Source organism: Vibrio sp. SSH13-20, assembly GCF_040104475.1.
Taxonomy (GTDB): Bacteria; Pseudomonadota; Gammaproteobacteria; order Enterobacterales; family Vibrionaceae; genus Vibrio; species Vibrio harveyi.
The window spans coordinates 35,439-54,171 of sequence record NZ_JBECOU010000011.1 but is presented as its reverse complement, the minus strand read 5'-3'; the positions used below and the strand labels follow the sequence as shown (position 1 = coordinate 54,171).

The window sequence follows — 18,733 nt, the reverse complement described above, 5'->3', positions numbered from 1 at the left end:
TTGTTCTTCTTTAATAAAGAGCTTCTTTATATAAAGAAAGCAAAATGCCCACGCCGGGTTTAACAAGAACCTAAAACTACTGATCAGTAAAGGTAATTATCATGAAACGCACTTTTCAACCTACAGTTCTAAAGCGCAAGCGTACTCACGGCTTCCGTGCTCGCATGGCAACTAAGAACGGTCGTAAAGTTATCAACGCACGTCGTGCAAAAGGCCGTGCGCGCCTATCAAAATAATCGCTAGTTTATTTTGAACACGTACGCGTTTAATCGGGAGTTACGCTTGTTAACTCCCGAGCATTATCAAAACGTCTTCCAGCAAGCTCATCGAGCTGGCTCGCCTCATTTCACCATCATTGCTCGCAATAACAAACTTTCTCACCCACGATTAGGTTTAGCTGTTCCGAAAAAGCAAATCAAAACTGCTGTCGGTCGTAACCGTTTTAAACGTTTGGCTCGTGAAAGCTTTCGTAACAATCAACATCAGCTTCCAAATAAAGATTTTGTTGTGATCGCGAAGAAAAGCGCGCAAGATTTAAGCAATGAGGAATTATTTAAGTTGTTTGATAAGCTATGGCATCGCCTGTCTCGCCCTTCACGTGGATAGCCATTGGGCTCGTTAATCTTTATCGCTGGTTTATCAGCCCTCTGATTGGTCCTCGCTGCCGGTTCACACCAACTTGTTCCACTTACGCGCTAGAAGCTTTGAGAGCTCACGGTTTTGTAAAAGGATGTTGGTTATCAGGCAAACGTCTATTAAAATGCCACCCTTTGAATGAAGGGGGGTATGACCCCGTTCCACCAGTCCAAAAACAAGACAGAGATAACTAACGATGGATTCTCAACGTAATATCCTGCTCATTGCTCTGGCACTGGTTTCTTTCTTGCTGTTTCAACAGTGGCAAGTAGCAAAGAACCCAGCACCTCAAGCAGTTGAACAGGCTCAATCAAGCAGTACTCTACCTGCACCATCTTTTGCTGATGAGCTAGACCCAGTTCCAGGTCAACAGCAAGCTTCTGCAAAAACTATCACAGTAACGACTGATGTTTTAACTCTGTCGATCGACACCGTTGGTGGCGATGTGGTACATGCCGACCTTAACAAATACTCTGCTGAACTTGATTCATCAGATCCATTCGTTCTGCTAAAAGACACTAAAGGTCACCAGTTCATCGCGCAAAGCGGTCTAGTGGGTCCTCAAGGTATCGACCTAAGCAGCACTAACCGTCCTCACTACAACGTAAGTGCAGACAGCTTCAAACTGGCTGACGGTCAAGACGAACTACGCGTTCCAATGACGTTCACTGCAAACGGTATCGAATACATTAAAACTTACGTACTGAAACGTGGCAGCTACGCGCTGAACGTGGAATACGATGTAGTGAACAACTCTGGTAACAACGCAACATTTGGTATGTACGCTCACTTGCGTCAAAACCTAATGGACGCTGGTGGTAGCATCACAATGCCAACTTACCGTGGCGGTGCTTACTCAACAGAAGACGTTCGTTACAAAAAATACAGCTTTGAAGACATGCAGGATCGCAACTTGTCTCTCAACCTAGCAGATGGTCAAGGTTGGGCAGCAATGATCCAACACTACTTCGCTGCAGCTTGGATCCCACGTAACGAACCAGGTACTAACCTGTACACTCGCGTGATTGGTAATCTAGGTGATATCGGCGTACGTATGCCAAACAAAACTATCGCGACGGGTGATCAAGCGAAGTTTGAAGCAACGCTTTGGGTTGGTCCTAAACTGCAAAAAGAAATGGCTGCAGTAGCACCAAACCTAGACCTAGTAGTGGACTACGGCTGGCTATGGTTCATCGCTAAACCACTTCACTCACTGCTTGCTTTCATCCAAAGCTTCGTGGGTAACTGGGGTGTAGCAATCATCTGTTTGACCTTCATCGTTCGTGGTGCAATGTACCCACTAACGAAAGCGCAATACACGTCTATGGCGAAAATGCGTATGCTACAGCCTAAGCTGCAAGCTATGCGTGAGCGCATCGGTGATGACCGTCAGCGCATGAGCCAAGAGATGATGGAACTGTATAAGAAAGAGAAAGTGAACCCTCTGGGCGGCTGTCTACCTCTTATCCTACAGATGCCTATCTTCATCGCTCTATACTGGGCACTAATGGAATCTGTTGAGCTACGTCACTCACCATTCTTTGGTTGGATTCACGACCTTTCAGCACAGGACCCTTACTACATCCTGCCGCTACTGATGGGTGCGTCAATGTTCCTAATCCAGAAGATGAGCCCAACAACAGTAACGGATCCAATGCAGCAGAAGATCATGACCTTTATGCCGGTTATGTTTACCTTCTTCTTCTTGTTCTTCCCATCAGGTCTAGTTCTATACTGGTTGGTGTCGAACATCGTTACGCTGATCCAGCAGACTTTGATTTACAAAGCGCTGGAGAAAAAAGGCTTACACACTAAGTAAACCTTTATAGAAAAGCATAAGAAAGGCGGCCAAAAGGTCGCCTTTTTGTTTTTGGCTGATTACAATTCAGCTAACTAATTGGTTCTGGCTCCCTAGGTCTGTAAAACCCTATAGCCCAGCTCAAAAGGCAAGATTATGACTACAGATACGATTGTCGCTCAGGCTACCGCACCCGGTCGTGGTGGTGTCGGCATTATTCGTGTTTCAGGCCCTAAGGCCAATCAAGTGGCACTAGAAGTCACAGGTAAAACGCTAAAGCCTCGCTACGCAGAGTATCTGCCATTCCAAGCGGAAGATGGCACCGTGCTAGACCAAGGCATTGCACTGTACTTCCCTAACCCACATTCGTTCACTGGCGAAGACGTTCTAGAACTTCAAGGTCACGGCGGTCCTGTTGTAATGGACATGCTAATTAAACGTATTCTGGGCATTGATGGTGTTCGTGCAGCCCGTCCTGGCGAATTCTCAGAACGTGCATTCTTGAATGATAAGATGGACTTAACGCAAGCTGAAGCGATCGCAGACTTGATCGATGCAAGCTCAGAAGAAGCGGCAAAATCAGCATTGCAATCGCTGCAGGGTCAGTTCTCACAACGTATTCAAACGCTGGTGGAGTCGTTGATTCACCTACGAATTTACGTTGAAGCAGCGATCGATTTCCCTGAAGAAGAAATAGACTTTCTTGCCGATGGAAAAGTATCAGCCGATCTTCAAGCCATCATCGATAACCTAGATGCTGTGCGTAAAGAAGCAAACCAAGGCGCCATCATGCGTGAAGGTATGAAAGTCGTGATTGCAGGTCGTCCTAATGCGGGTAAATCTAGCCTTCTGAATGCTCTGTCAGGCAAAGAGTCTGCAATTGTGACTGATATTGCCGGTACAACACGTGATGTACTGCGTGAACACATTCACATTGATGGTATGCCTCTACACATTATTGATACTGCCGGTCTGCGTGATGCTTCAGATGAGGTTGAGAAAATCGGTATCGAGCGAGCATGGGACGAAATAGCCCAAGCGGACCGTGTGCTCTTCATGGTAGATGGCACCACGACTGACGCCACGGATCCAAAAGACATATGGCCGGATTTCGTTGATCGCCTACCAAACAATATTGGAATGACGGTGATCCGTAACAAAGCGGATCAAACCGGTGAAGAAATGGGGATCTGCCATGTGAATGATCCAACGTTAATTCGTCTTTCGGCAAAAACAGGCGCAGGTGTGGATGCTTTACGCACCCATTTAAAAGAATGTATGGGCTTCTCAGGCAATACGGAAGGCGGCTTTATGGCTCGTCGTCGCCATCTCGATGCATTAGAACGTGCAGCTCAGCACCTACAAATAGGTCAAGAACAGCTTGAAGGCTTCATGGCTGGCGAGATTTTGGCAGAAGAACTGCGTATCACTCAGCAACACTTGAACGAGATTACCGGAGAGTTCAGTTCCGATGACCTCCTTGGACGAATCTTCTCCTCATTCTGTATCGGTAAATAGTAAAACGCGCGGTGTCAGGCATAAGCTTAACACCGCGTTTCTTTTTGTACTGACGAACAACTGCAACTTGTCGTTGGTATGACTTATAAAGGAAGACACATGATCCACATTATTACAGGCAGTACTCTCGGTGGTGCGGAATACGTTGGTGATCACCTAAGTGATCTACTCAATGAGAACGGATTGGAAACAACGATCCACAATCAACCAGAGTTGTCGTCGATCGAGAATCGAGGCACTTGGTTAGTTATCACTTCAACTCACGGTGCAGGTGAATATCCAGACAATATCCAACCTTTCATCAACGCACTGCAAAATACGCCACCAAAAATGGCGGATGTGAAGTTCGCCGTCATCGCAATTGGTGATTCAAGCTACGATACATTCTGTGCAGCAGGTCAGCATGCATATGACCTACTAGAAGATATTGGTGCAACACCTTTAGCAGATTGCTTGAAAATAGACGTGCTTAACCATGATGTACCTGAAGACGCAGCAGAAGCTTGGTTAAACGAGAACCTCGCACGTTTTTCTGCTTAATCCCCCTTTCACAGAGCCGAATTACGGCTCTGTTTTTCCTCTTTGTGAATAACTCCTATCAGCCAAAACCGTTAAACTGCTCAAAAAACACCCAAAACATCTGTGGATAAGTAAGGTAAGATCCAGTGACTTTCCTTTAGTTATCCAAATAACAACTTAGATCTTTTTTTAGCCCTGTGCATAACCATCGATTTTGATCTCAGGAAATCCTCGATCAGATCAAATCATGATCACAAGATTTGATCCAAAGAAGATCCATGATCTTGTTGATCATTTTCCAGTTATCCACAGAAACCTGCGATCCTAATAATAGATCCAATAAAAGATCATATATATAGATCTTATATATATAGTCTTAAGGTCTAAAATGTGAAAAGCGAGAAAACGATTCTCTCTCATAGATAAAAAAGGTAAAATACCGCTCTTTTTTATCTGTCCATTAAATCCTTTGAATACCTGAGGTCAGTTCATGCTTTATCACGAAAACTTTGACGTCATTGTTGTTGGTGGCGGACACGCAGGAACGGAAGCCGCGCTCGCATCTGCACGCACAGGACAAAAAACCCTTCTCCTTACCCATAACATCGATACATTAGGCCAGATGTCTTGTAATCCGGCGATTGGTGGTATCGGTAAAGGTCACTTAGTAAAAGAAGTGGATGCTATGGGCGGTCTGATGGCTGAAGCCATTGACCATGCAGGTATTCAATTCCGAACGCTAAATGCTTCCAAAGGTCCAGCGGTTCGAGCTACACGAGCTCAAGCAGACCGTGCTCTATACAAAGCATACGTACGCAACGCATTAGAAAATGCGCCAAATCTAACTCTGTTCCAGCAATCGGTCGACGATCTGATTGTGGAGCAAGATCGTGTGGTTGGCGTTGTGACACAAATGGGGCTGAAATTCCACGCGAAAGCTGTGGTATTAACGGTTGGTACTTTCCTTGGTGGTAAGATCCACATTGGTATGGAAAGTTCATCCGGTGGTCGTGCTGGTGATCCACCATCGATAGCATTGGCGGATCGATTGCGTGAACTACCATTCCGAGTTGATCGATTAAAAACAGGTACGCCACCGCGTATTGATGCTCGAAGCGTTGATTTCTCAGTGCTAGAAGCGCAGCATGGTGACAACCCGACACCTGTATTTTCATTTATGGGGAAACGAGAGCACCATCCACGTCAGATCCCATGTTTTATCACTCACACCAATGAGCAAACTCATGAAGTGATCCGTAATAACCTTGATCGTAGCCCAATGTACGCTGGTGTGATCGAAGGTATCGGTCCACGCTACTGTCCGTCTATCGAAGACAAAGTGATGCGCTTTGCGGATAAAAACAGTCACCAAATCTTTATTGAGCCAGAAGGTTTAACGACGCACGAGTTATACCCTAATGGTATTTCCACCAGTTTGCCGTTTGACGTTCAAGTTCAAATCGTTCGCTCAATGAAAGGGTTTGAAAACGCACACATTGTTCGTCCTGGTTATGCGATTGAATACGATTTCTTCGACCCTCGTGATTTGAAGCAAACGTACGAAACCAAATTCATCAATGGTTTGTTCTTCGCGGGGCAAATCAACGGTACAACAGGTTATGAAGAAGCTGCTGCACAGGGTTTAATGGCTGGTCTTAATGCAAGTTTGCACAGTCAAGGCAAAGAAGGCTGGAGCCCTCGTCGTGACCAAGCTTACATGGGTGTTCTAATTGACGATCTGTCGACCATGGGTACCAAAGAACCGTACCGAATGTTCACGTCTCGAGCGGAATACCGTTTGTTGCTACGTGAAGATAACGCCGATTTGCGTTTGACAGAAAAAGCACGTGAACTTGGTTTGATTGATGATGTTCGTTGGGCACGTTTCAACGAAAAAATCGACAACATGGAAACTGAGCGCCAACGCCTAAAGTCGACCTGGATGAATCCAAATTCAATTGGTATCGATGAATTAAACAAGCTGCTGAAAACGCCAATGGCGCGTGAAGCAAGTGGTGAGGATCTTCTTCGTCGCCCAGAGATCTCATACTCACAATTGACCGAGCTCGAAGCTTTTGCTCCGGCACTGGAAGATCAACAAGCTGCTGAGCAAGTTGAAATTCAGGTTAAGTACGATGGTTACATCAAGCGTCAACAAGAAGAGATCGAAAAATCACTGCGCCATGAGCACACTAAGTTGCCAGCTGATTTGGACTACAAAGACGTGAAAGGTCTTTCCAATGAAGTCGTTGCGAAGCTGACAGAAGCGAAACCAGAAAGCATTGGTATTGCATCTCGCATCTCGGGCATTACCCCTGCGGCGATTTCTATTTTGCTTGTTCACCTGAAGAAGCACGGTTTGCTGAAGAAAGGTGAGGAAGAATAATGAGCGCTTTACGTACCAGATTAGACGAGCTGATCGCACAAACCGATTTAGAAGTGTCTGAAAAGCAACGCGAGCAGTTAGTCGGTTACGTCGAATTGCTCGACAAGTGGAACAAAGCTTACAACTTGACGTCGGTCCGTGATCCGCTTGAGATGTTAGTGAAACATATCCTTGATAGCATCATCGTTAGCACTCACTTACCGGGTGAGCGCTTTATCGATGTTGGCACAGGACCTGGTTTACCTGGCATTCCACTCGCAATCATGAACCCTGAGAAGACGTTCTTCTTGCTCGATAGCCTTGGTAAGCGCATTCGTTTTCTCAAGCAAGTTGTGCACGCACTTGGGTTGAAAAATGTGACACCAATTCAAAGTCGCGTTGAAGAATTCCAGCCAGAAGAAAAATTTGATGGCGTTTTGAGTCGAGCTTTTGCTTCAATGACGGACATGGTGGAATGGTGTCATCATTTGCCTAAACAAGATTCAGGGGTGTTTCTTGCATTGAAAGGACAACACCCTAAAGATGAAATAGATCAGCTTCCTGAATGGTGTAGTGTGACGGAGATCATATCTTTAGCTGTTCCTGAGTTGGAAGGTGATCGTCATCTAGTAATCTTATCGCGCAAGGAAAATTAGCGAGGTAATCGTGGGTAAAATTGTAGCAATCGCCAACCAGAAAGGTGGGGTCGGCAAAACAACAACGTGCATTAACTTAGCAGCTTCGATGGCGGCAACAAAGCGCAAAGTTTTGGTGATCGATCTCGACCCTCAAGGCAATGCTACTATGGCTAGTGGTGTCGACAAGTACATGGTTGACGCGACGGCGTATGATCTTTTGGTTGAAGATACCCCTTTTGATCAAGTGGTTTGCACACAAACCACTGGGAAATACGATCTGATTGCAGCGAACGGTGACGTGACTGCTGCAGAAATCAAATTGATGGAAGTGTTCGCGCGTGAGGTTCGTCTCAAAAACGCCCTTGCGCCAGTTCGCGATAACTATGATTTCATCTTTATTGATTGTCCTCCTTCTCTAAACCTTCTTACAATCAACGCAATGGCCGCAGCCGACTCTGTGCTGGTGCCGATGCAATGTGAATACTTTGCGTTAGAAGGTTTAACTGCTCTTATGGATACAATCAGCAAGTTAGCGGCCGTGGTTAATGAGAACCTCAAAATTGAAGGTTTACTGCGTACCATGTACGACCCACGTAACCGCCTATCTAATGAAGTATCCGATCAACTTAAAAAACACTTTGGTAGTAAAGTTTACCGTACTGTGATCCCACGTAATGTGCGTTTGGCCGAAGCGCCGAGCCACGGTAAACCAGCTATGTACTATGACAAGTACTCAGCTGGCGCCAAAGCGTATCTTGCTTTAGCGGGCGAAATGCTCCGCCGCGAAGAAATCCCAGTTTAACTCTAACCTAAGGAATTCCTCCTATGTCTAAGCGTGGTCTAGGAAAAGGACTGGATGCGTTGTTGTCGACCAGTTCGTTAGCTCGTGAAAAACAGCACATTGCATCGCAAAGCCAAGCGTTGTCGGCTGATGGCGAGTTGACTGATTTGGCTATTGGTCAATTGCAGCCGGGTGTTTACCAACCGCGTAAAGATATGGCTCCAGAAGCGCTAGAAGAACTAGCCGCTTCGATTCAATCGCAAGGCATTATTCAGCCAATCGTGGTTCGCCAAGTGGCAAGCGGTCAGTTTGAAATCATCGCTGGTGAGCGTCGTTGGCGTGCGGCAAAGCAAGCCGGTCTAAAACGTGTACCTTGTTTGGTGAAAAAGGTCGAAGACCGTGCTGCGATAGCGATGGCGTTGATTGAAAACATTCAGCGCGAAGATTTGAACGTGATTGAAGAAGCGCAAGCGCTTGAACGTCTACAAGATGAATTCACGCTGACACATCAGCAAGTGGCCGATGTGATCGGAAAATCAAGAACGACCGTGAGTAACCTATTACGTCTAAATCAGTTGGAAATTGATGTAAAAGGTCTGGTTGCAGATAAAAAATTGGAAATGGGTCATGCTCGAGCTCTGTTAGCGTTAGAAGGCGAACAGCAGGTCGAAGTGGCGCAACAAGTAGCTAAGAAGCAAATGACTGTTCGCCAAACCGAACAGTTAGTAAAAAAGTGCTTAGCCCCACAGAATGAGCAAAAAGCTCAACAAGAAGATACCGAAGCAGAGCAAATGTCGCATAAATTGAGTCAACTGCTTGATGCTAAAGTTTCTTTGGTTCGTTCTGCAAACGGCAAAGCGAAAGTGACGATAAGTCTTGATGAGCCTCACAAATTGGATCAACTGATTGCCAAGCTAGAGGCCTAGATGAGATAATTGATTTAGGTCAATTAATCAAAATAATCGAATTTTGTGTGAAAGTTGTCGGATTGTAAACAAAACTGTAAGTTTTTGATGCAATATAATTGCATTCAATTGTTCTCACCGTATAATTTTCGCCAATTTCCCTGCACAGAGAGTTTAGTGCAAAGTGGATATTACTAGAGGTACGAATACATGGTAGCTGCGTTAGCTAGACCAGGACGAGAGCTCGCAAAGCAATTGTTAATGATCCAGTCTGGCGCGGTTATTTTTGTGGCTGCAGGAATGGCGATAGCCGTGAATCCTGAATGGGGAATTTCAGCGCTGGTTGGTGGGGGCATTTTTGTTGTTGCCAATGCTGTCTTTGCGTTATGTGCTTTTATGTTTAGTGGGGCTCGCGCTGCCAAGCGTATCGCGGCTTCTTTCTATACAGGCGAAGTTCTGAAAATCCTCATCACGGTTGTGTTGTTCTACGTAGCCTACATGTATATGCAGGTGGAACTTGTTCCCCTCAAACTAACCTATTTGCTGGTACTAGGTATTAATATCTGTGCACCAGTGCTATTCATTAACAACAAAAAATAGGATGAGTTATGGCTGCGCCAGGTGAAGCGCTAACATCGTCCGGTTACATTGCCCACCACCTTACTAACCTATCTCTTTACAAGTTAGGTCTAGTAGCGGAGGAGACAAGTTTCTGGAACGTACATATCGATAGCCTGTTTTTTTCTTGGTTTACTGGTTTAATCTTCCTCGGAATTTTTTACAAAGTAGCGAAGAGAACAACAGCGGGTGTACCGGGTAAGCTTCAGTGTGCTGTAGAAATGATCGTTGAATTTGTCGCGGAAAACGTCAAAGACACGTTCCATGGACGCAACCCACTGATCGCGCCTTTAGCACTGACTATCTTTTGTTGGGTATTTTTGATGAACGTGATGGACTTAGTTCCTATCGACTTCTTACCGTACCCAGCAGAGCATTGGCTAGGTATCCCTTATCTTAAGGTTGTACCGTCTGCTGATGTGAATATCACCATGGCTATGGCTCTAGGCGTTTTCGCATTGATGATCTACTACAGCATCAAAGTGAAAGGTCTAGGTGGATTCGCAAAAGAACTTGCACTACATCCATTCAATCACCCACTGATGATTCCGTTTAACCTACTGATTGAAGTGGTATCGCTACTAGCGAAGCCTCTATCACTTGGTATGCGTCTATTCGGTAACATGTTCGCGGGTGAGGTTGTATTCATTCTTTGTGCGGCAATGCTACCATGGTACTTGCAATGGATGGGTTCACTACCGTGGGCAATCTTCCATATCTTGGTTATTACGATTCAAGCCTTCGTATTCATGATGTTGACAATTGTTTACCTGTCAATGGCACACGAAGATTCTGATCATTAATTTTTTAAGCTTTTTATTTGGGCACTAAGCCAACAACTATAAATTGGAGATAGTAATGGAAACTTTACTGAGCTTTTCTGCAATCGCCGTAGGTATTATCGTCGGTCTTGCTTCTCTTGGTACAGCGATTGGTTTCGCACTACTAGGTGGTAAATTCCTAGAAGGTGCAGCACGTCAACCAGAAATGGCTCCTATGCTACAAGTTAAGATGTTCATCATCGCAGGTCTACTTGATGCGGTTCCAATGATCGGTATCGTAATCGCGCTACTATTCACATTCGCAAACCCATTCGTTGGTCAACTAGGTTAATCACCTTTAACTCGGGACGAGCTCAGGCTTGTCACTGATTAACACTAAGTCCAAATAGAGGGGTAGCTGTTGTGAACATAAACGCAACTCTGCTAGGTCAAGCAATCTCGTTCGCACTATTTGTGTGGTTCTGCATGAAGTATGTATGGCCACCATTGATGCAAGCGATCGAAGAGCGTCAGAAGAAAATTGCTGATGGTCTTCAAGCAGCGGAACGTGCTGCAAAAGACTTGGATCTAGCACAAGCCAACGCTTCTGATCAGATGAAAGAAGCGAAGCGCACAGCAACTGAGATCATCGACCAAGCGAACAAGCGTAAGTCTCAAATTATTGATGAAGCTCGCGAGGAAGCTCAGGCAGAACGCCAGAAAATCCTAGCGCAAGCGGAAGCAGAACTTGAAGCTGAACGTAATCGTGCACGCGATGAGCTGCGCAAACAAGTTGCTACTCTGGCTGTAGCTGGTGCTGAGAAAATCCTTGAGCGTACTATCGATAAAGACGCTCAGAAAGATATTCTCGACAACATTACTGCAAAACTTTAAGTCTGGGGGCGCATATGTCTGATTTGACTACAATCGCACGCCCCTATGCTAAAGCAGCCTTCGACTTTGCTGTAGACAAAGATCAGCTAGACCAATGGGGTCAAATGCTATCTTTTGCTGCTGAAGTTGCCAAAAACGAACAAATGAATGAACTTCTAACGGGTTCAGTTTCTGCTGACAAAATGGCAGGAATCTTTGTTGCAGTTTGTGGCGAACAAGTTGATGCGCACGGTCAAAACCTGATTAAGGTAATGGCTGAGAATGGTCGTCTGACGGCCCTTCCTGATGTTTGTGAACAATTCTTCCTATTGAAGAAAGAGCATGAGAAAGAAATCGATGTTGAAGTAATTTCAGCAAGCGAACTTTCTGATGAACAACTTGCAAACATTGGCAGCAAACTTGAAGTGCGTCTTGAACGCAAAGTGAAGCTGAATTGCAGTGTAGATGAGACCCTACTTGGTGGGGTTATTATTCGAGCCGGAGACCTAGTCATCGATGACTCAGCGCGTGGTCGTTTGAACCGCCTGAGCGATGCATTGCAGTCTTAATGGGGATTGGAGCATGCAACTTAATTCCACGGAAATTAGCGATCTGATCAAACAACGTATCGAATCTTTCGAAGTTGTTAGTGAAGCTCGCAACGAGGGTACTATCGTATCGGTAAGCGATGGTATCATCCGCATCCACGGCCTAGCGGACGTGATGCAAGGTGAAATGATTGAATTACCGGGTGGCCGTTATGCACTAGCACTTAACCTTGAGCGTGACTCGGTTGGTGCGGTAGTAATGGGCCCATATGCTGACCTTAAGGAAGGCATGAAAGTTACAGGTACTGGTCGCATTCTTGAAGTGCCAGTTGGTCCAGAACTTCTAGGTCGCGTAGTGAACACACTAGGTGAGCCTATCGATGGTAAAGGTCCAATCGAAGCTAAATTGACTTCGCCTGTAGAAGTAATCGCACCAGGTGTAATCGACCGTAAATCGGTAGACCAACCTGTGCAAACTGGTTACAAATCAGTTGACTCAATGATCCCAATCGGTCGTGGTCAGCGTGAGCTTGTAATCGGTGACCGTCAGACTGGTAAAACAGCAATGGCGATCGACGCGATTATCAACCAGAAAGACTCTGGTATTTTCTCAATCTACGTAGCAATCGGTCAGAAAGCATCGACTATCGCTAACGTAGTTCGCAAACTAGAAGAGCACGGCGCGCTAGCTAACACTATCGTTGTTGTTGCATCTGCTTCTGAATCTGCAGCGCTACAATATCTAGCGCCATACGCAGGTTGTGCGATGGGTGAATACTTCCGCGATCGCGGTGAAGACGCACTGATTGTTTACGATGATCTATCTAAGCAAGCGGTAGCTTACCGTCAGATCTCTCTACTACTAAAACGTCCACCAGGCCGTGAGGCATTCCCAGGTGATGTATTCTACCTACACTCGCGTCTACTAGAGCGTGCAGCTCGTGTAAACGAAGAGTACGTAGAGCGTTTCACTAACGGTGAAGTGAAAGGTAAGACTGGTTCTCTAACTGCTCTTCCTATCATTGAAACTCAAGCAGGTGACGTTTCAGCATTCGTACCGACTAACGTAATCTCGATTACCGATGGTCAGATCTTCCTACAAACTGAGCTATTCAACGCAGGTGTACGTCCAGCGGTTGACCCAGGTATCTCAGTATCTCGTGTAGGTGGTTCAGCTCAGACGAAAATCATCAAGAAGCTATCAGGCGGTATCCGTACTGCACTAGCTCAGTACCGTGAACTAGCGGCATTCGCGCAGTTCTCGTCTGACCTTGATGAAGCGACGAAGAAACAGCTAGACCACGGTCAAAAAGTTACAGAACTAATGAAGCAAAAGCAGTACGCTCCAATGTCTGTATTTGACCAAGCACTAGTAATCTTCGCGGCAGAGCGCGGCTATTTAGCAGATGTTGAACTAAGCAAACTGCTAGATTTCGAAGCGGCTCTACTATCGTACGCTCGCGGTCAATACGCTGAATTCGCAGCTGAGATCGACAAGACGGGTGCATACAACGATGAAGTTGAAGCTCAGTTGAAGAAACTGACTGACGACTTCGTAGCAACCCAAACTTGGTAATTAGGTCGGTGGCAGTTTCTGCCACCAACTAACGGAGAGTAACGATGGCCGGCGCAAAAGAGATACGTAATAAAATCGGTAGTGTTAAAAGCACTCAGAAAATTACGAAAGCGATGGAAATGGTAGCAGCTTCAAAAATGCGTCGTTCTCAAGACGCAATGGAAGCTTCTCGTCCATACGCTGAAACAATGCGTAAAGTGATCGGTCATGTGGCTAACGCAAACCTAGAGTACCGTCATCCGTACCTAGAAGAGCGTGAAGCTAAACGTGTTGGTTACATCATCGTTTCGACAGACCGTGGTCTGTGTGGTGGTTTGAACATTAACGTGTTCAAGAAAGCCGTTACAGACATGCAATCATGGAAAGAGAAAGGTGCTGAAGTTGAACTGGCTGTAATTGGTTCAAAAGCAACAGCTTTCTTTAAACATGGTGGCGCAAAAGTTGCGGCACAGGTTTCTGGTTTGGGTGATAGCCCAAGCCTAGAAGACCTAATCGGTTCTGTTGGCGTAATGCTTAAGAAATACGATGAAGGTGAACTGGATCGTCTATATGTGGTGTTTAACAAGTTTGTGAACACTATGATTCAGCAACCAACGATCGATCAATTGCTACCTTTGCCTAAATCGGACAGCGAAGAGATGCAGCGTGAGCACTCATGGGACTACATCTATGAGCCTGAGCCAAAACCTCTATTAGACACACTTCTAGTGCGTTACGTAGAGTCTCAGGTATACCAAGGTGTGGTTGAGAACCTTGCTTGTGAGCAAGCGGCTCGAATGATTGCGATGAAGGCTGCAACGGATAACGCAACCAACTTGATTGAAGATCTAGAACTTGTGTACAACAAAGCCCGTCAGGCTGCGATCACACAAGAACTGTCGGAAATCGTTGGTGGTGCATCTGCGGTTTAAGCTTAGGTAAAACGAAATAGTTTAGAGGATTAACGATGGCTACAGGTAAGATCGTACAGATCATCGGTGCGGTAGTCGACGTAGAGTTCCCACAGAGCGAAGTACCAAGTGTATATGACGCTCTAAACGTTACAGAATCGAAAGAGCGTCTAGTTCTTGAGGTTCAACAACAGCTAGGCGGTGGCGTAGTTCGTTGTATCGTAATGGGTAGCTCTGATGGTTTACGTCGTGGCGTTGAAGTGGTTAACACTGGCGCTCCAATTTCAGTACCAGTAGGTACTAAAACTCTAGGTCGTATCATGAACGTCCTAGGTGACGCGATTGATGAGCGTGGTGAGATCGGTGCAGAAGAGGTTTACTCTATTCACCGTGAAGCACCAAGCTACGAAGAGCAATCAAACGAAACAGCACTTCTAGAAACTGGTGTTAAAGTAATCGACTTGGTTTGTCCATTCGCTAAGGGTGGTAAAATCGGTCTATTCGGTGGTGCAGGTGTAGGTAAGACCGTTAACATGATGGAGCTTATCAACAACATCGCACTTCAACACTCAGGTCTATCAGTATTTGCTGGTGTTGGTGAACGTACTCGTGAAGGTAACGATTTCTACTTCGAGATGCAGGAAGCGGGCGTTGTAAACGTTGAGAATCCTGAAGAATCTAAAGTAGCGATGGTTTACGGTCAGATGAACGAGCCACCAGGCAACCGTCTACGTGTTGCACTGACTGGTCTAACAATGGCAGAACGTTTCCGTGACGAAGGTCGTGACGTACTTCTGTTCGTTGATAACATCTACCGTTACACGCTTGCAGGTACTGAGGTATCAGCACTTCTAGGTCGTATGCCTTCTGCGGTAGGTTACCAGCCAACTCTTGCAGAAGAGATGGGTGTACTACAGGAGCGTATCACGTCAACTAAGCAAGGTTCTATCACGTCTGTACAGGCGGTATACGTACCTGCGGATGACTTGACTGACCCGTCTCCAGCAACAACGTTCGCGCACTTGGATGCAACGGTTGTACTTAACCGTAACATCGCAGCTATGGGTCTATACCCAGCGATCGACCCACTAGATTCGACTTCTCGTCAGCTAGACCCACTAGTAGTTGGTCAAGAGCACTACGACACAGCTCGTGGCGTTCAGCAGACACTTCAGCGCTACAAAGAGCTGAAAGATATCATCGCGATTCTAGGTATGGACGAGCTATCTGAAGAAGATAAGCAAGTTGTATCTCGTGCACGTAAGATTGAGCGTTTCCTAACTCAGCCTTACCACGTAGCGGAAGTATTTACAGGTGACCCAGGCGTTTACGTACCTCTTAAAGAGACACTACGTGGCTTCAAAGGTCTACTAGCTGGTGAATACGATGACATTCCAGAGCAAGCGTTCATGTACTGCGGTACGATTGACGATGCTATCGAGAATGCGAAGAAGCTATAAGGCTAACTAGGAGGCGATATGGCACCAATAACCTTTCACCTAGACGTAGTAAGCGCTGAGAAACGTATTTTCTCTGGTCGTGTAGAAACGTTTCAGGTGACCGGTAGCGAAGGTGAACTGGGTATTTTCCACGGTCACACTCCGCTGCTGTCCGCTATTAAGCCTGGTATGGTGCGTATTGTGAAACAGCACGGCCACGAAGAGTTCATTTATGTCTCTGGTGGTATGGTCGAAGTTCAGCCTGGTACTGCTACAGTACTGGCTGATACTGCGATTCGTGGTGAAGATCTAGACGCAGCGAAGGCAGAAGAAGCCAAGCGCCGCGCTGAGGAGCAAATCCAGAATCAGCATGGTGACATGGACTTCGCACAAGCGGCCAGTGAACTGGCTAAAGCCATTGCTCAGCTACGAGTTATCGAGCTGACCAAAAAGCGTCGCTAAGCTCAATTAGCAACGTTGCATGAAAAAAGGCGGCCAATTGGTCGCCTTTTTGATTAATTTTAGTTGGAAATTTACATCTCACCATTAACTAATCCTTCCAAGGTGTTTAAAATAACGCCCAATTAAAATAGAACGTCAATAGGTTATTAATGAAATTCAGTGCTGTGATTCTTGCTGCGGGTAAAGGTACCCGTATGTATTCGAACATGCCTAAAGTGCTACACACTTTGGCAGGGAAGCCGATGGCAAAACATGTTATCGATACATGTACAGGTCTTGGCGCACAAAACATCCACCTAGTATATGGTCACGGTGGTGATCAAATGCAACAAACGCTAGCAAAAGAGCCGGTTAATTGGGTACTGCAAGCGGAGCAACTAGGTACAGGTCACGCGGTTGATCAAGCGTCTCCGAAGTTTGAAGACGATGAAAAAGTACTGGTGCTTTACGGTGATGTTCCACTGATTTCAGCAGAAACGATTGAAAACCTATTAGATGCACAACCAACAGGCGGTATTGCACTACTAACAGTGATGCTAGATAACCCAATGGGTTACGGTCGTATCATTCGTAAAAATGGTCCAGTAGTGGCGATCGTCGAGCAAAAAGACGCAACAGAAGAGCAGAAGCTCATCAAAGAATGTAATACTGGTGTGCTGGTGGCGACAGGTGGTGACCTGAAACGCTGGCTTGCTGGTCTAAATAATGAAAACGCACAAGGCGAATACTACTTAACAGACGTTATCGCGGCAGCGCACGATGAAGGTCGCGCGGTTGAGGCGGTGCACCCAGTAAACGCGATTGAAGTAGAAGGCGTTAACGACCGTGCTCAACTGGCTCGTCTTGAGCGTGCATTCCAATCAATGCAAGCACAGAAGCTATTAGAGCAAGGCGTAATGCTGCGTGATCCAGCACGTTTTGACCTACGCGGTGAACTGCAATGCGGTATGGATTGTGAAATCGATGCAAACGTGATCATCGAAGGTAAAGTATCACTGGGTGATAACGTCGTAATCGGTGCTGGTTGTGTACTGAAAGACTGTGAAATCGATGATAACACGGTGGTTCGTCCTTACAGTGTGATTGAAGGTGCAACAGTTGGTGAAGAATGTACAGTTGGTCCATTCACGCGCCTACGTCCTGGCGCAGAAATGCGTAACGATTCTCACGTAGGTAACTTCGTAGAAGTGAAAAATGCACGTATCGGTGAAGGCTCTAAAGCGAACCACCTAACTTATCTAGGTGATGCAGAAATCGGTCAACGTACTAACATCGGTGCAGGTACCATCACTTGTAACTACGATGGTGCGAACAAGTTTAAGACCATCATTGGTAACGACGTCTTCGTTGGCTCAGATAGCCAGCTTGTTGCGCCAGTGACGATTGCTGATGGTGCAACGATTGGTGCTGGTACGACATTAACCAAAGACGTTGCAGAAGGTGAGCTTGTGATTACTCGTGCGAAAGAGCGCAAAATTACCGGTTGGCAACGCCCGGTAAAACAAAAGTAAGCCTCAGCTGCTTTCTTTAACCGAAATAAACCAAAGCCGCTCATCTGAGCGGCTTTGTTGTATCTAGTGTTGTGAAAGGGAGAGTTTAGTGACTCGGAATCGCTATGCGTTTTTCTAGCCAGCGAACCGCTTGAGAGACCAAAAGAATCAGCACCAAATACTCTAAGACGAGAAATGTATAGATCTCTAATGGTAAGTACTCATTCACGACCAATTCATTAGCACGCCTTGTTAAGTCGCTTAGACCGATTACGCTGACTAAAGAACTCATCTTAAGGATATAAACGAATTGATTCCCCAGCGGCGGTAAGATTTGGCGAAATGCTTGTGGAAGGATCACTAAGCGCATTTTTTGCCAGTAGTTTAACCCTAATGACTCCGCTGCCTCGTGTTGTCCGCGACTGATTGCTTGGATTCCCCCTCTAAATACTTCCGCCATAAAGGCACTTTCTGCGATAGTTAGCGCAATGACACCTGCCCAAAAGTGGTTTAGGGATACATCGAGTAACGTTGGCATTCCGTAATACACCCACAGCAACAATACCAAAACGGGAATAGAGCGGATCACTTCCACATAAACGCGGTTGATCCACTTGAGCACCGGAGAGTCAGAAAGGGCGGGAAGAGCAATGAGCAATCCGATGGTCATTGCAAACAGCATGCTGAGTAGTGACACTTGGATCGTGTCATTAAAACCGGCGACCAAAAACTTGATGTTTGTCAGCCCTTGCTCGGTTGATGGGTCAAGCACATACCAGCCCCACTGATAATCGGAACAACCGGTGAGAAACAGCAGCGAAACTAAGCATAGATGTCGATAGTTCACATTTACTCCCTGAACTGACTAAAAAACTTCCTTTGTTGCTGCTATGTTATCAATGAAGCCGTACTAATG

The 18,733-nt window shown here is 45.9% G+C and carries 21 protein-coding genes; 20 read left to right on the top strand and 1 reads right to left on the bottom strand.

What is annotated here, in order from left to right:
• Positions 1 to 101 precede the first annotated feature (101 nt).
• The 20 genes from rpmH to glmU all read left to right on the top strand — a co-directional run bounded on the left by rpmH (position 102) and on the right by glmU (position 17,838).
• Positions 102 to 236 (top strand): 50S ribosomal protein L34, encoded by a 135-nt coding sequence (gene rpmH / locus ABMY42_RS23910; protein ID WP_005378825.1) that lies wholly within the window; start codon positions 102 to 104, stop codon positions 234 to 236.
• 46 nt (positions 237 to 282) lie between these two features.
• Positions 283 to 606, top strand: coding sequence for a ribonuclease P protein component (gene rnpA / locus ABMY42_RS23905; RefSeq protein ID WP_009699098.1), 324 nt, complete (start codon positions 283 to 285; stop codon positions 604 to 606).
• Complete coding sequence (yidD, locus tag ABMY42_RS23900; protein WP_005451046.1) at positions 573 to 830, top strand: membrane protein insertion efficiency factor YidD; 258 nt, start codon at positions 573 to 575, stop codon at positions 828 to 830. The genes rnpA and yidD overlap by 34 nt, the downstream gene beginning before the upstream one ends.
• Before the next feature lie 2 nt (positions 831 to 832).
• The gene (gene yidC, locus ABMY42_RS23895; protein ID WP_005451045.1) at positions 833 to 2,455 is read left to right on the top strand and encodes a membrane protein insertase YidC; all 1,623 of its coding nucleotides are present in this window, start codon (positions 833 to 835) and stop codon (positions 2,453 to 2,455) included.
• 135 nt (positions 2,456 to 2,590) lie between these two features.
• Complete coding sequence (gene mnmE / locus ABMY42_RS23890; RefSeq protein ID WP_005451044.1) at positions 2,591 to 3,952, top strand: tRNA uridine-5-carboxymethylaminomethyl(34) synthesis GTPase MnmE; 1,362 nt, start codon at positions 2,591 to 2,593, stop codon at positions 3,950 to 3,952.
• 99 nt (positions 3,953 to 4,051) lie between these two features.
• Positions 4,052 to 4,492 carry an FMN-binding protein MioC gene (mioC, locus tag ABMY42_RS23885; protein WP_005451042.1) on the top strand — a complete coding sequence of 147 codons (441 nt, stop codon included), beginning with the start codon at positions 4,052 to 4,054 and terminating at the stop codon, positions 4,490 to 4,492.
• A 469-nt stretch (positions 4,493 to 4,961) separates the two neighbouring features.
• The gene (mnmG, locus tag ABMY42_RS23880) at positions 4,962 to 6,857 is read left to right on the top strand and encodes a tRNA uridine-5-carboxymethylaminomethyl(34) synthesis enzyme MnmG (protein WP_005451040.1); all 1,896 of its coding nucleotides are present in this window, start codon (positions 4,962 to 4,964) and stop codon (positions 6,855 to 6,857) included.
• Positions 6,857 to 7,492: a 16S rRNA (guanine(527)-N(7))-methyltransferase RsmG gene (rsmG, locus tag ABMY42_RS23875; protein WP_005451038.1), complete on the top strand. Its 636-nt coding sequence runs from the start codon at positions 6,857 to 6,859 to the stop codon at positions 7,490 to 7,492. Before mnmG ends, rsmG begins: the two co-directional genes overlap by 1 nt.
• 10 nt (positions 7,493 to 7,502) lie before the next feature.
• Positions 7,503 to 8,276, top strand: a complete 774-nt coding sequence (locus ABMY42_RS23870; RefSeq protein WP_005451036.1) for a ParA family protein — start codon at positions 7,503 to 7,505, stop codon at positions 8,274 to 8,276.
• Between the two features lie 23 nt (positions 8,277 to 8,299).
• Positions 8,300 to 9,181, top strand: coding sequence for a ParB/RepB/Spo0J family partition protein (locus ABMY42_RS23865; protein ID WP_005451035.1), 882 nt, complete (start codon positions 8,300 to 8,302; stop codon positions 9,179 to 9,181).
• 189 nt (positions 9,182 to 9,370) lie between these two features.
• Entirely contained in the window at positions 9,371 to 9,760 is a 390-nt protein-coding gene (locus tag ABMY42_RS23860; RefSeq protein ID WP_005440813.1) for a F0F1 ATP synthase subunit I, read from the top strand.
• A gap of 8 nt (positions 9,761 to 9,768) precedes the next feature.
• On the top strand, positions 9,769 to 10,581 hold the full coding sequence (gene atpB, locus ABMY42_RS23855; protein ID WP_005451034.1) for a F0F1 ATP synthase subunit A: 813 nt from the start codon (positions 9,769 to 9,771) through the stop codon (positions 10,579 to 10,581).
• A gap of 55 nt (positions 10,582 to 10,636) precedes the next feature.
• Positions 10,637 to 10,891 carry a F0F1 ATP synthase subunit C gene (atpE, locus tag ABMY42_RS23850; protein ID WP_002540812.1) on the top strand — a complete coding sequence of 85 codons (255 nt, stop codon included), beginning with the start codon at positions 10,637 to 10,639 and terminating at the stop codon, positions 10,889 to 10,891.
• Positions 10,892 to 10,962: 71 nt separating this feature from the next.
• Positions 10,963 to 11,433 carry a F0F1 ATP synthase subunit B gene (gene atpF, locus ABMY42_RS23845; protein WP_005451032.1) on the top strand — a complete coding sequence of 157 codons (471 nt, stop codon included), beginning with the start codon at positions 10,963 to 10,965 and terminating at the stop codon, positions 11,431 to 11,433.
• Between the two features lie 14 nt (positions 11,434 to 11,447).
• Positions 11,448 to 11,981 (top strand): F0F1 ATP synthase subunit delta, encoded by a 534-nt coding sequence (atpH, locus tag ABMY42_RS23840; protein WP_272759108.1) that lies wholly within the window; start codon positions 11,448 to 11,450, stop codon positions 11,979 to 11,981.
• Between the two features lie 13 nt (positions 11,982 to 11,994).
• On the top strand, positions 11,995 to 13,536 hold the full coding sequence (gene atpA, locus ABMY42_RS23835) for a F0F1 ATP synthase subunit alpha (protein ID WP_005451027.1): 1,542 nt from the start codon (positions 11,995 to 11,997) through the stop codon (positions 13,534 to 13,536).
• 44 nt (positions 13,537 to 13,580) lie between these two features.
• Positions 13,581 to 14,447, top strand: coding sequence for a F0F1 ATP synthase subunit gamma (atpG, locus tag ABMY42_RS23830; RefSeq protein ID WP_005440806.1), 867 nt, complete (start codon positions 13,581 to 13,583; stop codon positions 14,445 to 14,447).
• A gap of 35 nt (positions 14,448 to 14,482) precedes the next feature.
• Entirely contained in the window at positions 14,483 to 15,886 is a 1,404-nt protein-coding gene (atpD, locus tag ABMY42_RS23825; RefSeq protein ID WP_005451025.1) for a F0F1 ATP synthase subunit beta, read from the top strand.
• An 18-nt stretch (positions 15,887 to 15,904) separates the two neighbouring features.
• Positions 15,905 to 16,327 carry a F0F1 ATP synthase subunit epsilon gene (locus tag ABMY42_RS23820; RefSeq protein WP_005429758.1) on the top strand — a complete coding sequence of 141 codons (423 nt, stop codon included), beginning with the start codon at positions 15,905 to 15,907 and terminating at the stop codon, positions 16,325 to 16,327.
• Between the two features lie 149 nt (positions 16,328 to 16,476).
• A complete protein-coding gene (gene glmU / locus ABMY42_RS23815; RefSeq protein WP_009699093.1) occupies positions 16,477 to 17,838 on the top strand; it encodes a bifunctional UDP-N-acetylglucosamine diphosphorylase/glucosamine-1-phosphate N-acetyltransferase GlmU in 1,362 nt (453 codons plus the stop codon).
• An 85-nt stretch (positions 17,839 to 17,923) separates the two neighbouring features.
• On the opposite strand, the gene ABMY42_RS23810 is transcribed toward glmU, so the two are convergent.
• The gene (locus ABMY42_RS23810; protein ID WP_005451021.1) at positions 17,924 to 18,664 is read right to left on the bottom strand and encodes an amino acid ABC transporter permease; all 741 of its coding nucleotides are present in this window, start codon (positions 18,662 to 18,664) and stop codon (positions 17,924 to 17,926) included.
• Positions 18,665 to 18,733: the final 69 nt, after the last annotated feature.

Coding starts and splice junctions, on each gene's coding strand:
- yidC (WP_005451045.1), top strand. CDS start 833: ATGGATTCTCAACGTAATATCCTGCTCATTGCTCTGGCACTGGTTTCT.
- mnmE (WP_005451044.1), top strand. CDS start 2,591: ATGACTACAGATACGATTGTCGCTCAGGCTACCGCACCCGGTCGTGGT.
- atpG (WP_005440806.1), top strand. CDS start 13,581: ATGGCCGGCGCAAAAGAGATACGTAATAAAATCGGTAGTGTTAAAAGC.
- atpH (WP_272759108.1), top strand. CDS start 11,448: ATGTCTGATTTGACTACAATCGCACGCCCCTATGCTAAAGCAGCCTTC.
- ABMY42_RS23860 (WP_005440813.1), top strand. CDS start 9,371: ATGGTAGCTGCGTTAGCTAGACCAGGACGAGAGCTCGCAAAGCAATTG.
- mnmG (WP_005451040.1), top strand. CDS start 4,962: ATGCTTTATCACGAAAACTTTGACGTCATTGTTGTTGGTGGCGGACAC.
- rsmG (WP_005451038.1), top strand. CDS start 6,857: ATGAGCGCTTTACGTACCAGATTAGACGAGCTGATCGCACAAACCGAT.
- rpmH (WP_005378825.1), top strand. CDS start 102: ATGAAACGCACTTTTCAACCTACAGTTCTAAAGCGCAAGCGTACTCAC.
- atpA (WP_005451027.1), top strand. CDS start 11,995: ATGCAACTTAATTCCACGGAAATTAGCGATCTGATCAAACAACGTATC.
- yidD (WP_005451046.1), top strand. CDS start 573: ATGGCATCGCCTGTCTCGCCCTTCACGTGGATAGCCATTGGGCTCGTT.
- mioC (WP_005451042.1), top strand. CDS start 4,052: ATGATCCACATTATTACAGGCAGTACTCTCGGTGGTGCGGAATACGTT.
- ABMY42_RS23865 (WP_005451035.1), top strand. CDS start 8,300: ATGTCTAAGCGTGGTCTAGGAAAAGGACTGGATGCGTTGTTGTCGACC.
- ABMY42_RS23820 (WP_005429758.1), top strand. CDS start 15,905: ATGGCACCAATAACCTTTCACCTAGACGTAGTAAGCGCTGAGAAACGT.
- glmU (WP_009699093.1), top strand. CDS start 16,477: ATGAAATTCAGTGCTGTGATTCTTGCTGCGGGTAAAGGTACCCGTATG.
- atpD (WP_005451025.1), top strand. CDS start 14,483: ATGGCTACAGGTAAGATCGTACAGATCATCGGTGCGGTAGTCGACGTA.
- atpE (WP_002540812.1), top strand. CDS start 10,637: ATGGAAACTTTACTGAGCTTTTCTGCAATCGCCGTAGGTATTATCGTC.
- atpB (WP_005451034.1), top strand. CDS start 9,769: ATGGCTGCGCCAGGTGAAGCGCTAACATCGTCCGGTTACATTGCCCAC.